The sequence below is a fragment of the Variovorax sp. GW822-FHT04E09 genome (assembly GCF_058800845.1).
In genome coordinates this window covers 203,653-219,845 of record NZ_JBXAMR010000002.1, presented here as the reverse complement: position 1 = coordinate 219,845, position 16,193 = coordinate 203,653, and the positions used below count along the sequence as shown (strand labels likewise).

12 protein-coding genes and 1 pseudogene are annotated in these 16,193 nt (G+C 69.6%); 12 read left to right on the top strand and 1 reads right to left on the bottom strand.

Going from position 1 to position 16,193, the window contains the following annotated elements; all coding sequences use genetic code 11:
- Nucleotides 1–78: 78 nt before the first annotated feature.
- The 8 genes and pseudogenes from AC1RL8_RS08440 to AC1RL8_RS08405 all read left to right on the top strand — a co-directional run bounded on the left by AC1RL8_RS08440 (nucleotide 79) and on the right by AC1RL8_RS08405 (nucleotide 10,918).
- On the top strand, nucleotides 79–735 hold the full coding sequence (locus tag AC1RL8_RS08440) for a winged helix-turn-helix domain-containing protein (RefSeq protein WP_369632028.1): 657 nt from the start codon (nucleotides 79–81) through the stop codon (nucleotides 733–735).
- Nucleotides 736–951: 216 nt separating this feature from the next.
- Nucleotides 952–3,663: an FAD-dependent oxidoreductase gene (locus AC1RL8_RS08435; RefSeq protein WP_492685029.1), complete on the top strand. Its 2,712-nt coding sequence runs from the start codon at nucleotides 952–954 to the stop codon at nucleotides 3,661–3,663.
- 9 nt (nucleotides 3,664–3,672) lie between these two features.
- A pseudogene (locus AC1RL8_RS08430) lies at nucleotides 3,673–3,837 on the top strand (acyl-CoA dehydrogenase family protein); the annotation flags it as partial.
- 244 nt (nucleotides 3,838–4,081) lie between these two features.
- Nucleotides 4,082–5,065 (top strand): Bug family tripartite tricarboxylate transporter substrate binding protein, encoded by a 984-nt coding sequence (locus AC1RL8_RS08425; protein WP_492685028.1) that lies wholly within the window; start codon nucleotides 4,082–4,084, stop codon nucleotides 5,063–5,065.
- Nucleotides 5,066–5,122: 57 nt separating this feature from the next.
- A complete protein-coding gene (locus AC1RL8_RS08420) occupies nucleotides 5,123–7,483 on the top strand; it encodes an arylsulfatase (protein ID WP_492685027.1) in 2,361 nt (786 codons plus the stop codon).
- A complete protein-coding gene (locus AC1RL8_RS08415; protein ID WP_492685026.1) occupies nucleotides 7,480–8,811 on the top strand; it encodes a DUF1254 domain-containing protein in 1,332 nt (443 codons plus the stop codon). Before AC1RL8_RS08420 ends, AC1RL8_RS08415 begins: the two co-directional genes overlap by 4 nt.
- Before the next feature lie 43 nt (nucleotides 8,812–8,854).
- Complete coding sequence (locus tag AC1RL8_RS08410; protein WP_354347809.1) at nucleotides 8,855–9,850, top strand: Bug family tripartite tricarboxylate transporter substrate binding protein; 996 nt, start codon at nucleotides 8,855–8,857, stop codon at nucleotides 9,848–9,850.
- 21 nt (nucleotides 9,851–9,871) lie between these two features.
- Entirely contained in the window at nucleotides 9,872–10,918 is a 1,047-nt protein-coding gene (locus AC1RL8_RS08405; protein ID WP_492685025.1) for an AraC family transcriptional regulator, read from the top strand.
- A 9-nt stretch (nucleotides 10,919–10,927) separates the two neighbouring features.
- On the opposite strand, the gene AC1RL8_RS08400 is transcribed toward AC1RL8_RS08405, so the two are convergent.
- The gene (locus tag AC1RL8_RS08400; RefSeq protein ID WP_390345474.1) at nucleotides 10,928–11,656 is read right to left on the bottom strand and encodes a Crp/Fnr family transcriptional regulator; all 729 of its coding nucleotides are present in this window, start codon (nucleotides 11,654–11,656) and stop codon (nucleotides 10,928–10,930) included.
- A 423-nt stretch (nucleotides 11,657–12,079) separates the two neighbouring features.
- On the opposite strand from AC1RL8_RS08400, the gene AC1RL8_RS08395 reads away from it, so the two are divergent.
- The 4 genes from AC1RL8_RS08395 to AC1RL8_RS08380 all read left to right on the top strand — a co-directional run bounded on the left by AC1RL8_RS08395 (nucleotide 12,080) and on the right by AC1RL8_RS08380 (nucleotide 16,189).
- Complete coding sequence (locus tag AC1RL8_RS08395; protein ID WP_492685024.1) at nucleotides 12,080–13,408, top strand: porin; 1,329 nt, start codon at nucleotides 12,080–12,082, stop codon at nucleotides 13,406–13,408.
- A gap of 22 nt (nucleotides 13,409–13,430) precedes the next feature.
- The gene (locus AC1RL8_RS08390) at nucleotides 13,431–14,279 is read left to right on the top strand and encodes an acid phosphatase (RefSeq protein ID WP_492685023.1); all 849 of its coding nucleotides are present in this window, start codon (nucleotides 13,431–13,433) and stop codon (nucleotides 14,277–14,279) included.
- A 118-nt stretch (nucleotides 14,280–14,397) separates the two neighbouring features.
- Nucleotides 14,398–15,081, top strand: coding sequence for a hypothetical protein (locus tag AC1RL8_RS08385; protein WP_492685022.1), 684 nt, complete (start codon nucleotides 14,398–14,400; stop codon nucleotides 15,079–15,081).
- Between the two features lie 85 nt (nucleotides 15,082–15,166).
- A complete protein-coding gene (locus AC1RL8_RS08380; RefSeq protein WP_070059833.1) occupies nucleotides 15,167–16,189 on the top strand; it encodes a Bug family tripartite tricarboxylate transporter substrate binding protein in 1,023 nt (340 codons plus the stop codon).
- The last annotated feature ends 4 nt before the right edge of the window (nucleotides 16,190–16,193 follow it).

Sequence of the window (16,193 nt, the reverse complement as noted above, 5' to 3'; positions counted from 1 at the left end):
CGAGGCATGCCATGGCACGTACCGACAGCACCAGCGACTGCTCGCGGCCATGACGGCGCTGAACATGCAGGTGACGCCATGCGACTGCTTCTGCTTCAGGATCGCGCGCGGGTTGACGACGGCCTGTTCACGCACTTGCGCAAGAACGGGTTCCTGATCGACAGCGTCGAGCGGCTCGGCGACATCGACGTGCTGGAGAACGAGTCCTACGACGTGCTGCTCGTCAGCTCGCAGTTGCCCGACGGATCGGGACTCGACTGGGTCCGGTTGTTGCGGGTGCAGCACATCACCACGCCGGTCCTGATGCTGATGGTGGGAGCGCCCGGCCCGACCGCGCAGGCCGAGGTCCTCGACGCAGGCGCGGACGACTTCGTGGTGATGCCGTGCCGCCCCGAGCTGGTGGCCGAGCGGGTGCGGGCACTGCGTTGCCGGGCCGCGGGCCTGGCAACGCCGCGCGTGCGGTGCGGCGACGTCGAGTTCGACCTGGGCAGCCGGACGACGGTCCGCTGCGGCATGCCTGTCGCGCTGACCGAGCGGGAATGGAACCTGGTGGAGGCGCTGGCGCTGCGCTTCGATCACACGGTCCCCAAGGCCCAGGTGGAATTGCTGGTGCAGGGGATCCACGGCGCCCCCACGAGCAACGCCCTGGAAGTGCACCTGTCCAACGTGCGGCGCAAGCTCGGGCGGCAGATCATCCGCACGATTCGCGGGGTCGGCTACCGCCTGAATACCTGAGCCCATCGTCTTCAGACTCGTAAGCGTGCCGCACACAAGATAGCAACCTTAAGACGTGCGACTGGCCAGAATCGCACCACTCGCAGAGCCCCATCACTCACCGATGGCGCCACCACTGTCGCAGCGTCCCCCCGGGGCATGAATGGCGACACCTTCTCACGCAGGTACCACCGAACCATGTTCAAGCCCTCTCCCGCTCTCGTTTTCGCCAATTTCATGCAGCTGCCGACCATCGTGCCGAAAGCGGTGTGGCGCGCGCTGCGCGTGGTGAGCATCGCCTCGGCCCTGGCCCTGGCCGTCATGCTGGCGCTGCGGCCCGCCATCGCGATGCCCTTGTTCTGGGGGCTGATCGTGCCGTCGCTCCCGCTCGTGTTCATGCTGGCACCCGGGCTGTGGCGCAACGTCTGCCCGTTGGCCGCCATCAACCAGATCCCCCGCAGGCTCGGCATCACGCGCGCACTCACGAGCCGCCGCCTGTCGCAGGGCGCGGCATTTCCGATCGGCATCGGCCTGCTGATCTGCGCGGTCGTCGCGCGCAAGCTGCTGTTCAACGGCAACGGCATGGCCACCGCCGGCCTGCTGGCGGCAGCCATGGGGGCGGCGCTCATCGGCGGCTTGCTGTTCAAGGGCAAGAGCGGCTGGTGCAGCAGCATCTGCCCCCTGCTGCCGGTGCAGCGGCTGTACGGCCAGACGCCGTTCATCCGCATCGCCAACACGCATTGCGAACCGTGCGTGGGCTGCGCCAAGAACTGCTACGACCTCAACCCCGGCGCGGCCTACCTGGCCGACCAGTACGACCCGAACCCGGCGTACCGCAACTTCCGCAGCTTCTTCGCGGGCGTCTTTCCGGGCCTGATCCTCGGCTACTACCTCGTGCCTTCGCCCGCCGAGATCGGCCCGGTCTCCACGGTCATGCAGATGCTGGTCTACATGGCGGCCAGCCTGACGCTCTTCAACCTGATCGAATTGCTGGGCAGCAAGACGCGCAACCTGTCGCCGGTGCTCTTCGCGGCGGCCGCGTTCTCGCTGTACTACTGGTTCACCGCCCCGCTGGTCGTCAGCACCTTGAGCAGCCTGAGCGGCATGGCCATCGCCCCCGAAGTCGTCGCCACGCTGCGCGGCCTGACGATCATCGCGAGCCTGACGTGGATCGCGCGGTCGCTGCATGTCGAGCGCCTGTTCCTTCGCCGTGAACTGCGCAAGGGTGTCCGGGACGGTTCCCGGCTGGCGCCGATCGTCATCGAGACGATGCGGCTGCACCGCGGCCCGAACGACGCCGCGCGCAAGGCGCCGGTTGCGGCCCCGCCGGAGAACGAGGCCGCTGCGGCCGCACCGGCGGATGCGTCCACGCAGCCTGCCGAACTCTGCATCGACCCCACCGGCATGAAGACCCCCATCCGCAAGGGCCAGACCCTGCTCGAGGCGCTCGAGGACTGCGGCGCCCCCATCAACGCCGGCTGTCGTTCCGGCGTGTGCGGCGCCGACCCGATCGCCGTCGTGGCGGGCGGCGAACGGCTCGCCCCCATCGGCAGCGACGAACGGGCGACGCTGGCCCGGCTCGGCTGCGCCGACGGCACGCGCCTGGCCTGCATGGCGCGCATCCGCAATGCCGGGCCCATCCGCATCGACCTGAAGCGGGAGGCGACCCCGGCGGCGCGCGACACACGCAAGCCCGAAGTCGTGCCCTTCGATGCGTCGATCCGCCGTGTCGTGATCGTGGGCAACGGCGTGGCCGGCCTGACCGCGGCCGACCATGTGCGGCGCCGCCACCCCGACTGCGAGATCCATCTCATCGGCCGCGAGAACCACAACGCCTACAACCGGATGGCCATCGCCAAGCTGATCAGCATGCCGACGGGTGTCCAGGGCCTGCACCTGCTGCCCGAGCAGTGGTATGCCGAACACCGTGTCACCGCGTGGCTCAACACGCATGTGTCGGGCGTCGACACGCAGCGTCGCGAGCTCACGCTGGCGACCCGGGAGACGCTGGGCTACGACAGGCTCATCCTGTGCTCGGGCAGCTCGGCATGGGTCCCGCCGATCGACGGCTACGGCATCGAAGGCAGCTTTGTGCTGCGCGATGCCGACGACGCGATGGCGATCCGCGACTACATGCAGCGCTTCCACGGCACCTGCGCGGTCGTGCTGGGCGCCGGCTTGCTCGGCCTGGAAGCGGCGCAGGCGCTGGCGCAGCTCGGGGCGCAGGTCCAGGTGCTGTCGAACAGCGGCCAGATCCTGGACCGGCAGATCGACACCCCGGCCAGCGCCTTGCTGGAAGCGCACCTCGCAACCCAGGGCATCCATGTCATGACCGGTGCCGACGCCGCGCGGCTGGAGCCGGGCAACGAGGGCCGCGTGGCGCGGCTCGTGCTCAAGGACGGACGCCAGCTTCCCGCCGACGTGGTCGTGGTGTGCACCGGCGTGCGCGCCAACGTCGACATCGCGCAGTCCGCCGGCCTGGCGCTCGGCCGCGGCATCATCGTCGACGCACAGATGCGCACCAGTGCCCCCCATGTCTATGCCGCGGGCGATGTGGCCGAGTTCGAGGGCCACTCGATCCCCCTGTGGGCCGTGGCTGCCGAGCAGGGAGAAATCGCGGCCGTCAATGCGCTGGGCGGCAAGCGCGTCTATCGCGGCCATGTGCCGGTGACCGCGCTGAAGGTCTCGGGCATCGACGTCCGCTCCGCGGGCTCCGTGCACGCCGCGCGGCCCGGCGAATTCGAGTTGACGCAGTCCGAGCCTGCGCAGGGCATCTATCGCAAGCTGGTGGTCGCCGAGGGCCGGCTTGTCGGCGCGGTGCTGGTCGGATCGCCGGACGAGGCGGACGAGGTCATTCCGGCCGTGCGCGAGCACGCACCGGTCTCCACGATGACCGCCTTGCTGGAGCGTGGGGACTGGCAGCAGCATTCGGTGGCATTGGCGGCCTAGCCCTACACGCAGCAGGGCAAGACCCTGGACGAATGCCTGCAGCTGTTCGGCGACTGCGGCTGCATGGTCGAGTACCCGATCGCACGCATGCATGCCGACGCGCGCGTGCAGCGCATCTACGGCGGCACGAGCGAGGTCATGAAGGACCTGATCGCGCGCAAGCTGGGCGCATGAAAGCACCCCGTCGAGGGTGCGCGCGACCACGGAACGACAACGCGCCCTCGCCGGTCGGCATGCAGCCCGCCTCCGGCTGAGCCAGAGGGTATTCCCCGAGCCGGTGTCGGCGAATCTGTCGGCTGGTTGACGGAATCGATGGCCGCTGTTTCCTAGCATGGAGACGCAGTCCCTCCCCGTGTAGCAACGGGGACGCGCCCAGAGGCGCGGGGCCTGCGCGACCCATTCCCAAGGAGACATTCCCGTGAACAGGACATTGCTGCGGCCGGCACTCACCGCATTGGCCCTTCTCGCCCTCGCCGGCACGGCCACGGCGCAGGACGGCGCCGGGTACCCGGGCAAGACGGTGACCATCGTCGTGCCCACGCCGCCCGCCGGCGGCACCGACCTCATCGCGCGGCTGTTCGCCGACGTGCTGGGCAAGGCCTTCAAGCAGAGCGTGATCGTCGACAACCGCGCCGGCGCCAACGGCATCCTGGGCGTCGACTTCGTCGCCAAGGGGCCGGCCGACGGCACGCGCGTGCTGTTCACCTACGCCGCCACGATGGTGATCAACCCGGCGCTCTACAAGAAGCTGCCCTACGAGCCGCTCAAGGACTTCGCGCCCGTCGCGCAGGTGGGCCGTGGCGGCAACCTGCTGCTGGTGCGCAAGGACCTGCCGCCGAACACGCTCAAGGACTTCGTCGCCCACGCCAAGGCCCACCCCGACAAGCTGAACTACTGCTCGTGGGGCAACGGCTCGGGCGGCCACCTCACGATGGAAAGCCTGAAGAAGCAGGCCGGCATCTCGCTGCTGCACGTGCCCTACAAGGGCAGCAGCCCCTGCGTGCAGGACCTCATGGGCGGCCAGGTGGACGCCGGCTTCGCCGACATCTCCTCCACCATCGAGGTGGTGAAGGCCGGCCGGGTCAAGGCCCTGGCCTACAGCGGCCCCGACCGCCTGCCGATGCTGCCCGACGTGCCCACGATGACGCAGGCCGGGTTCCCGTTCAAGAACTACACCTGGTACGGCTTCTTCGTGCCGGCCAAGACGCCGCCCGCCATCGTCAAGCGCCTGAACGAAGAGATCTACCGCGCCCTGCAGGACCCGGCCGTGATCCAGCGCCTGCGCGAACTCAACTTCACCGACCTGCCGCGCCCCACGCCGGAGCAGTTCAAGGAAGTCCTGCGCCAGGACCTGCAGGACTGGAGCGCCCTGGTCAAGTCCATCGGCGTCACGCTGGACTGACGCTCCATCCACCACGACGCCGGGGCCCTGCCCCCGTGCGTCCCGGAGAACATCCCCATGACACAAGAAAAATCCAACCCGTCCGCCACGCTCGGCGGCTTCAACACCCTGCCCGGCCAGGGCAGCCACCTGCCTTTCGATGCGCCGCCCAGTGCCAGCATCGCGGGGCGCAAGCTGTCGGAGTCCACGCACGAGCGGCGCAAGGCGGTGCCGCACCTGCGCGACGACGCACCGAACGTGCTGATCGTGATGCTCGACGACGCCGGCTTCGCGCACCCCGACACCTTCGGCGGCGAGATCCACACGCCCACGCTGACGCGGCTGGCCGGCAGCGGCATCACCTACAACGCCTTCCACAACTGCGGCGTGTGCTCGCCCACGCGTGCGTCGCTGCTGACGGGGCGCAACGCGCACCGCGTGGGCTACGGCCACATCTCCGAATACGCCACCGACTGGGACGGCTACGTGGGCGTCATTCCCAAGAGCGCCGGCACCCTGGCCGAGGTGCTCGGGGCCTGGGGCTACAACACGGCCGCGTTCGGCAAGTGGCACAACACGCCGGCCAACCTGACCACGCAGATGGGCCCCTTCGACCGCTGGCCCACCGGCCACGGCTTCAATCACTTCTACGGGTTCCTGGGCGGCGAGAGCTCGCAGTACGAGCCGCGCCTGGTCGAGAACACCACGCTCATCGAGCCGCCGCGCGACGAGGGCTACCACCTGAGCGAGGACATGGCCGACAAGGCCTGCGGCTGGCTGCGCCGCCACCGCGCCATCACGCCCGACAAGCCCTTCCTGATGTACTGGGCGCCCGGTGCGGTGCATGGCCCGCACCACGTCTTCAAGGAATGGACCGACAAGTACAAGGGCAAGTTCGACGACGGCTGGGACGCCTACCGCGAACGCGCCTTCGCGCGCCAGAAAGAGATGGGCTGGATCCCCGAGACCGCCGAGCTCACGCCCCGGCCCGAGACGCTCGCCAGCTGGGACAGCATTCCCGAGGCCGAGCGCCCGTTCCAGCGCCGGCTGATGGAGGTCTACGCCGGCTTCCTGGAGCACACCGATGCACAGATCGGCAAGGTCGTCGACGAGCTGGAGCAGCTCGGGCTGCGCGACAACACGCTGGTGTTCTTCGTGTTCAGCGACAACGGCGGCAGCGCCGAAGGACAGAACGGCACCGTGGTCGAGCTGCTGGCGCAGAACCGCATCTCCACCAAGATCTCGCAGCACCTCGAACTGCTGGAAGGCCTGGGCGGCCTCGACGCACTGGGTGGCCGCAAGACCGACAACATGTACCACGCCGGCTGGGCCTGGGCCGGCTCCACGCCATTCCAGAGCACCAAGCTGATCGCCGCGCACTTCGGCGGCACGCGCACGCCGCTGGTCGTGTCGTGGCCGCGCGGCATCCGGCCCGACACCACGCCGCGCTCGCAGTTCCACCACGTCAACGACATCGCGCCCACGCTCTACGACATCTTGGGCATCACGCCGCCGGTGGAGCTCAACGGCGTGCGGCAGGATTCGCTGGACGGCATCTCGATGGCCTACACCTTCGCCCATCCGCAGGCCGAGGGCCGCAAGGGCGTGCAGTACTTCGAGGTCGCGGGCAGCCGCATGGTGCACCACGACGGCTGGACCGCGGGCGTGTTCGGCCCGCGCATTCCCTGGGTCGCGGGCGCTGCACCCGGGCTGGCCACCTGGGACCCTGACAACGACGTCTGGGAGCTGTACCACGTCGCGAAGGACTACGCGCAGGCGCACGACCTGGCGCAGGCGCAGCCGGCCAAGCTGGCGCAGATGAAGGAGATGTTTGCCGTGCAGGCAGGCATCAACCACGTCTATCCGCTGGGCGCGATCTACCACCTGACGCTCAAGCCGCAGCACCGCATCGCGCCCCGGCATACCTCGTGGCACTTCAGCGGCGACATCACGCGCATTCCGGAGAACTGCGCGCCCAACATCAAGACGCGCAGCCACACGGCCACCGTCGATGCCACGCTGGGCGAGCGCGCGAGCGGCGTGCTGTTCGCGCTGGGTGGCTTCAACGGCGGCATCTGCCTGTACCTGGACGACGGCCACCTGGCCTACGAATACAACATGCTCGGCATGTACCGCTTCAAGGCGCGCTCGCCCGCGCGCATCGCCGCCGGACGCCATGCGATCGACGTCGAGTTCACGATGAGCGACGGCACGGCGCCCCAGCGGCCCGCGCGTGCCGTGCTGCGCGTCGACGGCGTGCAGGTGGCGACGTGCGACATCGGCGTCACGGTGACGGCCATCTTCTCGGCCTGCGAGACCTTCGACGTCGGCTGCGACCTGGGCTCGCCGGTGGCGGCCGAGTACTTCGACCGTGCGCCGTTCGGCTTCGACGGGCGCATCCACGACGTCTGGCTGCGCTATGCGGAGGTCCAGTCGTGAGCACGTTGATCACCGAAGCAGACGCCTACGCCATCGGCATCGAGGCCTACACCTATGCCTATCCGATGGTGGTGATGGAGCTGACGCGCCGCGTCGCCACCAACGTCGCGCAGCCCGACGGCGCGCGCGTGCGCGGGCCGATGAACCGCTTCGTGCACGTGCCCACCTACCCCGACGCCGGCTTCAAGGACGTGGTGCGTCCCAACGCCGACACGCTGTACTCCAACATCTGGTACGACGTCGGCGACGAGCCGCTGGTGCTGACGCTGCCGGACATGGGCGATCGCTACCACGTCATTCCGTTCTACGACCTGTGGACCGACGTGTTCGCCACGCTGGGCACGCGCACCAACGGCAACGGCGGCGGCCACTTCGCGCTCGTCGGCCCACGCTGGAAAGGCACGCTGCCCGAGGGCGTGCGCGCCATCGTGAGCCCCACGGACGTGGGCTGGATCGTGGGGCGCATCCAGACCAACGGCGCGGCCGACTACGCCCACGTGCACACGCTGCAGGCCGGCTTCGAGGCCGTGCCGCTGTCCGCTTGGGGCCAGCCCCATGACCCGCCCGCCGGCCACGTCGATGCAGCGATGGACATGCGCCCACCCGTCGAGCAGGTGGCCACGCTCGGCGCCGGCGACTTCTTCGCGCTCTTCGCCGAACTGCTCCAGCGCAACCCGCCGCATGCCACCGACGGTGCGCTGCTGCTGCGCATGGAGCGCATCGGCCTCGTCCCCGGCCGCGGCTTCGCACTGGCCGAAGCACCCGAGGCCGTGCAGCGCGCCCTGACGCGTGCCGCGCCCGATGCCTACCGGCGCATGCTCGAGCGCGCGCCGGCGATGCGCATGGTGCGCAACGGCTGGAGCCTCGGCAGCAACGTGGGCGTCTACGGCAACGACTACCTGGCGCGCGCCTTCGTCGCCTACGCCGGCCTGGGCGCGCTGCCGCGCGAAGAGGCGATGTACCCGCGCTCAGTCTGCGACAGCGAAGGCCAGCCGCTGTCGGGCACTGCGCGCTACGTGCTGCACTTCGACGCGCACGAGCTGCCGCCGGCCGATGCGTTCTGGTCGCTGACGCTGTACGGCCCCGACCAGTTCTTCGTCGACAACGCGCTGAACCGCTACGCCATCGGCGACCGCGACGCGCTCGCCTTCAACGCCGACGGTTCGCTGGACCTGTACATCCAGCATGCGTCGCCGGGCCCGGCCAAGGCCCCGAACTGGCTGCCCGCGCCCGCCGGCCCCTTCAGCATGAACCTGCGCCTGTACGTGCCGCAGGCGCCGGTGCTCGACGGGCGCTGGGCACCGCCTGCGCTGAAGCGCCTGCCCTGACCGCACCGACCGCATCGTCTCCCACCCGAAAGGCACTCACTTCATGAACCGTTCCCGCTTCCGCGCGCTGCGCGCGCCCGGCCTGTGCATCGTCGGGCTCCACCTGGCGGCCGGCGCCGCCCTGGCGCAGGCCGACTACCCGAGCAAGCCGATCCGCATCATCGTCCAGTACCAAGCCGGCGGCTCGGCCGACGCGCTGGCGCGGCTGGTGGGCGACGGGCTCGCCAAGCGGCTGAAGCAGCCCGTGCTGGTGGAAAACCGCAGCGGCGCCGGCGGCATCATCGGCACCGACTACGTGGCCAAGAGCGCGCCCGACGGCTACACGGTGCTGCTGTCGGTGCCGGGCCCGATCGCGGCGAACCTGGCGCTGTACAAGAAGCTGCCCTACGACCCGCGCACCGACCTGCGCCACGTGTCGGACATCGCGAGCACGCGCACGATCATGGTCGTGCACCCCTCGGTGCCGGCGCAGGATTTCAAGGGCCTCGTCGAGGCCGTGCGCAAGGCGCCCGGCAAGTACGCGATGGGCTCCTGGGGCCCCGGCGTGCAGCCGCACCAGATGCAGGTCTTCATGGACAAGACCTACGGCACCCAGACGCTGCACGCGGCCTACAAGGGCGAAAGCCCGATGGCGGTCGACCTGCTCAGCGGCGTGATCCAGATGACCGTGGGTTCCATCAGCACCTTCCAGCCCTACGTCGCGGCCGGCAAGCTGCGCGCCATCGCCGTGCCGGGCGCGCAGCGCGCCAAGGCCGCCCCCACGGTGCCGACCTTCGCCGAGCAGGGCTACAAGGACGACATGTTCATGCTCATGGCGCCGACCTCGCTGCTGGTGCCGGCCAAGACGCCCGACGCCATCGTCGAGAAGCTCAGCCGCGAAGTCGCCGCGGTGGTGAAGCAGCCCGAGGTGCAGCGCCGCATCGAGGACATGGGCGCCGAGCCCATCGGCAACACGCCGGCCGAAGCCTCGGCGGCCTACAAGGCGTTCCTGCCCGTGTCGCTGAAGCTCACGCGGGCCACAGGCGTCACGCTGGACTGATTGCTCCGCTTCTCGAGAACCGTGCACCACCCGCCTCCCGATTTCGAACTCCGGGTGTACACCCCGCAGCGCATCGCCGCGGTCGTCGCCACGCTGGCCTCGGACGGCATCCCCGCCGCACAGGCCCTGGCCGGCAGCGAGCTCGACGAGGCCGCGCTGCGCACGCCCGGCACGCGCGTGTCGTATGCGCAAACGGTCACCGTGCTGCGCAATGCGCTCGCGCTGGCACGCAACCCCACGGTGGCGTTGCGCGCCGGCGCGCGCATGCACCTCACGGCCTACGGCATGTGGGGCTATGCGCTACAGAGCAGTCCCACCTTCAGCGCGTTGATCGAGTTCGCCATCACCTACCGCCGCGCCATCGGGCCGCTGGCCGACATGCACCACGACCCCACGCGCGCGCCCGGCACCTGCAGCTTCGAGGTGCTGGTGTCGCCCGACCCGCGCGACCCGCTCTACCGCTTTGCGCTGGCCTTCACCTTCGCGGCCCACCTGACGCTGGCGCGCGACCTGTACGGCGATGGCTTCGGCTTCACGGGCCTGCGCCTGGCCTGCCCCGCGCCCGAGCACGGCGCGGGCGTCTGGGAGGCGTGGTTCCAGTGCCCCGTGCAGTTCGGCCAGCCTGACAACGCGCTGCAGTTCGACGAGGCCTGGTGCACGCGCGCGCCGCGCCTGCACGATCCGCTCACGCACGCCATGGCCAGCGAGAGCTGCCAGCAATTCGTGGCCGGACTCGCGCATGCCGGCGGCATCGCCGCGGCGGTGCGCCGCACGCTGGTGGAGCAGATGCCGTGGCGTTTTCCGAGCATCGAGTCGATGGCCCGCACGCTCGCGCTGGAGCCGCGCACGCTGCGGCGGCGGCTCGCCACGCACGGCACCACGTACCGGTCGATCCTCAACGAGGTGCGCCTGCGGCTGGCCATCGAGTACCTGCGCAAGACCCGCATGACCACCGAGGAGATCGCGGAGCGCCTGGGCTACAGCGAGGCGGCCAACTTCCGGCATGCCTTCGTGCGCTGGACCGGCACCAGCCCGCACGCCTACCGCCTGAGCTGCGCGCCGTGCTGAGGCTTCAGCTCAGTCTTCCGCGGCGATGCGGTGCAGCCGGGGCAGGTCGACCACGGTGACCAGGCGGTAGCCCTCGTTGCAGCCGAGCACGCCCTCGTCCTTGAACTGCGCCAGTTCCTTGCCGACGGTCTGGCGCGACACGCCGAGCATGTTCGCCAGGTCGGTCTGCGACACGCGCAGCTCGGTGTCGCACGGCGCGCCGCTCGCGTCCCCGTAGCGATACACCATGTTGAGCAGCGTGATCGCCGTGCGCCGGCGCACCGAGCCCAGCACCTGGTCCTGCAGGATCTCGGCGCTGAGGCGATAGCGCCGCAGCATGGTCTGCGCGATGCTGCGCCACAGCACCGGCTCCGCATCGAGGATGCGCCGCATGGCCGCACCGGGGATGTGGATGATGTGCGAATCGGCGCGCGCATCGAAGGCGAAGATGGGCTGCATGTCGTCGATGAGATGCACCATGCGCGTGATCTGGCCGGCCCCGAGCACCGAGAGGATGTACTTGTCGCCGGCCGCGTTGGTGGCCGCGATCTCGATCGAGCCCGACACGATCACGAACACCTCCCGCTGGTGGTTGCCGCGGCTCACGAGCGGCGTGCGGCGCCGGTAGTGCCTGGCGCGCGCGGCGTTCGCCAACTCGCGCAGCCGGTCTTTCGGCCAATCGAGAAACACCGCGCACGTGCTCAGCCCGTGCTCGATCTCTTCCCTTGTGCTCTGCGATACGGGTTGCGGGTATTCCATGGGATGACTCAGCAAAAACTGTTGCCTGGTTGACGGATTCGAAGAGCAGCGATTCCTATCATAGGACCGGCCAATCAAAGAACAACGAGGAACTCCCTAAGTGAGACATGCACGTTCCCTGCCTGCACGCCTGACGCTGTTTCGCAGCACCACGGCGCGTTCGTTGATCCGGCTTCTCGCGTCGCGCATGCGACGCGATGCGCGAACGACGAGACCCCTGCGCAGCATGCGCGGCTCGCGCGACGCGATGCGAATGCCGTGATGCGCGGCCACACGCCCTGCGCGCGCGGCTAGAGGCCGCCCCCCTTTTTCCCGAAGTCCCCGAAGGGCATCCGCCCTTCGGAACACCCGAGCCCTGGAACGCAGCGATGCGCACCAGCGGACTCGTTCATCCCTGAAGAAGCAAGCAAAGCAAGACCTGCCATGAAACATCACTCCCTGGCCGCATTGGCTCTCCTCACCGCCGCCGGTACCGCGTCGGCGCAATCGTCCGTCACGGTGTTCGGCATCGTCGACGTCGGCATCAGCCGCTACACGTCCAAGAGCACGTACCACAGCCCCAACCCCTTCGCGCTGCCGCCGGCGAACGCCGCGGGCGGCAGTGCGAAGACGAGCCAGACCGCGCTGTCGAACTCGGGCTATGCGGGCAGCCGCGTCGGCTTTCGCGGCACGGAAGACCTCGGTGGCGGCCTGGCGGCGAGCTTCTGGCTGGAGTCGGGCATCACCAACGACGACGGCGCCAAGGGCATCACCAACTTCAACCGCCGCTCGACGATGAGCCTGTCGGGCCCGTTCGGCGAACTGCGCCTGGGCCGCGACTACGCCGCGACCTTCTGGAACGACACCGTCTTCGATCCCTTCGGCACCAACGGCGTGGGCACCAACCTCATCGCCAACATCAACAGCCGCATCGCCGCCATCGCCGGCCCCGGCTCCGTGGTGGCGTCGACCGACAACTACATCCGCACCGGCAACTCGATCGGCTACTTCCTGCCGCCGAACCTGGGCGGTGTCTACGGCCAGCTGCAGTACACGCTGCACGAGAACACCCAGCGCAGCGACCAGCCCGGCACGCCATCGGCCAAGGGCCGCTACGTGGGCGGCCGCCTGGGCTATGCCAGCGGGCCGCTCGACATGGCCATCGCCTACGGCCAGAGCACGGCCGCCGACAGCACCACGCTCAACGCGCTGGGCATCGCGACCGCCACGCAGGAGCGCAAGATCAACGCGCTGAACCTGGGCGCGTCGTACAACTTCGGCCCCGCCAAGCTGTTCGCCGAGGTCTCGCGCGTGCAGGACAAGAACGAGACGGGCACGCTGCAGAACCTGCCGGGCCTGACGGTTCCGTTCATGAACACCACGACGCGCAAGGACAAGTACAACGGCTACATGCTGGGCGTGACCGTGCCCGTGGGCCCGGGCCTCATCCGCGCGTCGTACGCCTCGGTGAAGTACAAGAACGGCGCGCCCGCTGCCACCGACCTGAACAGCCTGCTGTGGGGCCTGAACGGCAACCGCGACACCACCGCCAACCAGATCTCGCTGGGCTACGTGCACAACCTGTCCAAGCGCACCGCGCTGTATGCCTCGGTGTCGCGCATCCGCATCAAGGACGGCTGGAACAACCCCGGCGTGATGGGCGCCATCACCGGCGGCTCGGCCGCCTACCTCACGGGCGGCACCGCGCAGGCCGCGGGCTGGGCACCGCGCTCGTCGATGGGCTACGACTTCGGCATCCGCCACGCGTTCTGAGCGCATGCGAAAGGAGGTACCCATGGCTTTGAAACACCTGTCGCCGCTGCTCGTGGCGGCCCTGCTCGCGGGCGGCTGCGCCACGCCGCCCGCGCCGACCACCTCGGCCGCCGACGTCGGCGAAACACGCCCGGGCTCGGGCTATCTCAAGGGCTACCTGGCCTCGGCCGAGATGCCCGACAGCCTGGCGCTGCTGCCGCCGCCGCCCGAGGCCAACTCGGCCGCGCTGGCGGCCGACGTCGCCGCGTTCCGCAGCCTCACCGCGCTGCAGGGTTCGCCGCGCGGCGCGCTCGCGGTGCGCGATGCCAACCTGCGCTTTCCAGAGGCGGCCTCCACCTTCTCCTGTGCGCTGGGCGTGCGCATCTCCGAGCAGCAGACGCCGCACCTGAACATGCTGCTGCGGCGCACGCTGGCCGATGCCGGCGGCGCCACCTACAAGGCCAAGGAGAAGTACCACCGCACGCGGCCCTTCGTGGCACTGAAGGCCGCGAGCTGCACGCCGAAGGAAGAAGCGCACCTGGCCAAGGACGGCTCCTACCCCTCCGGGCACTCGGCGCTGGGCTGGGCCTGGGCCCTGGTGCTGACGGAGCTTGCGCCGGAGCGCGCGGACGCGCTGCTGCAGCGGGGCCGCGCCTTCGCGCAAAGCCGCGGCATCTGCGGCGTGCACTGGCGCAGCGACATCGAGGCGGGACGCCTGATCGGCGCGGCCACCGTGGGCCGGCTGCATGCCAACCCGGTGTTCACGGCGCAGATGAGCGCGGCGAAGAATGAGATCGCGCAGGCACGCAGCCGCCCGGACAGCACCCCGCCCGCGGCCGACTGCGCGGCCGAGGCGAATGCGATCGCGGGCTCCGCGGTGCTGACGCCCTGAGCACGCGCCCCCTCGACCACCTCGCCCACGGCCAGCGTGTGTGCGGGTTGTCGAGGGGAACGCTGCGTGTGCGAAGCGGGTAGCCTCGCCAACTCCAACCACTCCAAGGAGACCTCGCATGCGCCATCGTTCCGTTCTGTCATGGGGTGCCGCGGCCTCGGCGGTCGCGCTCCTCGCTGCATGCGGCGCCATGTCTTCGGGCAAGGACGCCAACCCGATGAGCTTCTTCATCACGAGTGCCAATCCCGGCAAGGGCGGCGACCTCGGCGGCCTGGCCGGCGCGGACCGCCAGTGCCAGGCGCTGGCCGCGAGCGCCGGTGCGGGGGGCAAGACCTGGCGCGCCTACCTGAGCGCCGCCGAAGCGGGCGGCCAGCCGGCCGTCAACGCGCGCGACCGCATCGGCACCGGGCCGTGGCGCAATGCCAAGGGCGTGGTCGTGGCCACCAGCGTGGCCGACCTGCACAGCGCGAACGCCAAGCTCGGCAAGGACACGTCGCTGACCGAAAAGGGCGAGGTGGTCTCGGGCTTCGGCGACCCGGTCAACCGGCACGACATCCTCACCGGCTCGCGCCCCGACGGCACGCTCGCGCCGGCCGCCGCCGGCAAGGACACCACCTGCGGCAACTGGACGCGCAGCGTCGACGGCTCGGCCATCGTCGGCCACCACGACAAGAAGGGCACCAACCCCGACCCGGTCGCCAACGCCTCGTGGAACGCGTCGCACGGCACGCGGGGCTGCAGCGTCGATCAGCTCAAGCAAAGCGGCAGTGCCGGCCTGATGTACTGCTTCGCCGTGAACTGAGCCCGCAGGGCAGCGCCCCGGCCCGTGCGTCGATCCACGGGCGGGCGCGCTGCGATTTGCCACAGACGACCCATCGGAGGACTTCATGATCCAAGCCACCCAGCCCCTTCGTGCAGCGCCGCGGCGCCTGCTTCTTTGCCTGGGTGCCGCGGCACTCGGCCTGGGCGCCTTCGGGGCAAGCCCCGCGTGGGCGCAGACGGCCTGGCCCAGCAAATCGATCACGCTGCTGATCGGCTTTCCGCCCGGCGGGCAGACCGACTTCGCCGGCCGCGTGCTGACGAACGGCATGCAGGGCGCGCTCGGCCAGCCCGTGGTCATCGACAACAAGGCCGGCGTGAACGGCAACATCGCGTCCGTCGAACTGATGAAGGCGCCGCCGGACGGCCACAAGCTGCTGGTGGGCAACGGCTCGATGACGATCATGCCGCACGTGTACACCAAGCTCGGCATCGTCGATCCGCAAAAGATGACCCCCATCGGCATCATGCTGCAGTCGCCGCTGGTGCTGGTGGTGCCCGCCACGTCGCCGATCAAGACCTACGCGCAGTTCGCCGAAGAGGTGAAGTCGCGTGCCAAGAGCGGCAAGGGCATCGACTACGGAACGGGGGGCGCAGGCTCGCTGATCCACGTCACCATGGAACTGCTGCGCGAGCGCCTGGGCAACCCGGCGATGAACCATGTGCCCTACAAGGGCAGCAGCCCGGCGATGGTCGACCTGATGGCCGGCCGCCTCGACGCCATGTTCGACGCCACCTCCGTCGTCGCACCGTTCGTGAAGTCGGGTCAGCTGCGGCCCTTGCTGGTGACCAGCGACAAGCGTTCGCCGATGCTGCCGAACGTGCCCACAGCCGCGGAAAGCGGCATCAAGGACTTCAGCATCATCTCCTTCATCGGCCTGTACGGACCGCCCGGGTTGAGTCCCGAGGTCGTGAAGAAGGCCAACAGCGCCATGAACGCGGCACTGAAGGAGCCGACCGTGGTCAAGAGCATCGTCGATCGCGGGGACGAGCCCGGTGGCGGCTCGCCCGAGCAGCTCGGCGCGATGACCCGCGACCAGTACAAGATGTGGGGCGCCGTCGTGAAGGCGAACAACATCACGGCCGACTGAGCTT

What these genes read in the sequence shown, in the direction of transcription:
- AC1RL8_RS08385 (WP_492685022.1), top strand. Translation starts at nt 14,398, where the DNA reads ATGCGCCATCGTTCCGTTCTGTCATGGGGTGCCGCGGCCTCGGCGGTC.
- AC1RL8_RS08420 (WP_492685027.1), top strand. Translation starts at nt 5,123, where the DNA reads ATGACACAAGAAAAATCCAACCCGTCCGCCACGCTCGGCGGCTTCAAC.
- AC1RL8_RS08395 (WP_492685024.1), top strand. Translation starts at nt 12,080, where the DNA reads ATGAAACATCACTCCCTGGCCGCATTGGCTCTCCTCACCGCCGCCGGT.
- AC1RL8_RS08390 (WP_492685023.1), top strand. Translation starts at nt 13,431, where the DNA reads ATGGCTTTGAAACACCTGTCGCCGCTGCTCGTGGCGGCCCTGCTCGCG.
- AC1RL8_RS08440 (WP_369632028.1), top strand. Translation starts at nt 79, where the DNA reads ATGCGACTGCTTCTGCTTCAGGATCGCGCGCGGGTTGACGACGGCCTG.
- AC1RL8_RS08410 (WP_354347809.1), top strand. Translation starts at nt 8,855, where the DNA reads ATGAACCGTTCCCGCTTCCGCGCGCTGCGCGCGCCCGGCCTGTGCATC.
- AC1RL8_RS08380 (WP_070059833.1), top strand. Translation starts at nt 15,167, where the DNA reads ATGATCCAAGCCACCCAGCCCCTTCGTGCAGCGCCGCGGCGCCTGCTT.
- AC1RL8_RS08435 (WP_492685029.1), top strand. Translation starts at nt 952, where the DNA reads ATGCAGCTGCCGACCATCGTGCCGAAAGCGGTGTGGCGCGCGCTGCGC.
- AC1RL8_RS08400 (WP_390345474.1), bottom strand. Translation starts at nt 11,656, where the DNA reads ATGGAATACCCGCAACCCGTATCGCAGAGCACAAGGGAAGAGATCGAG.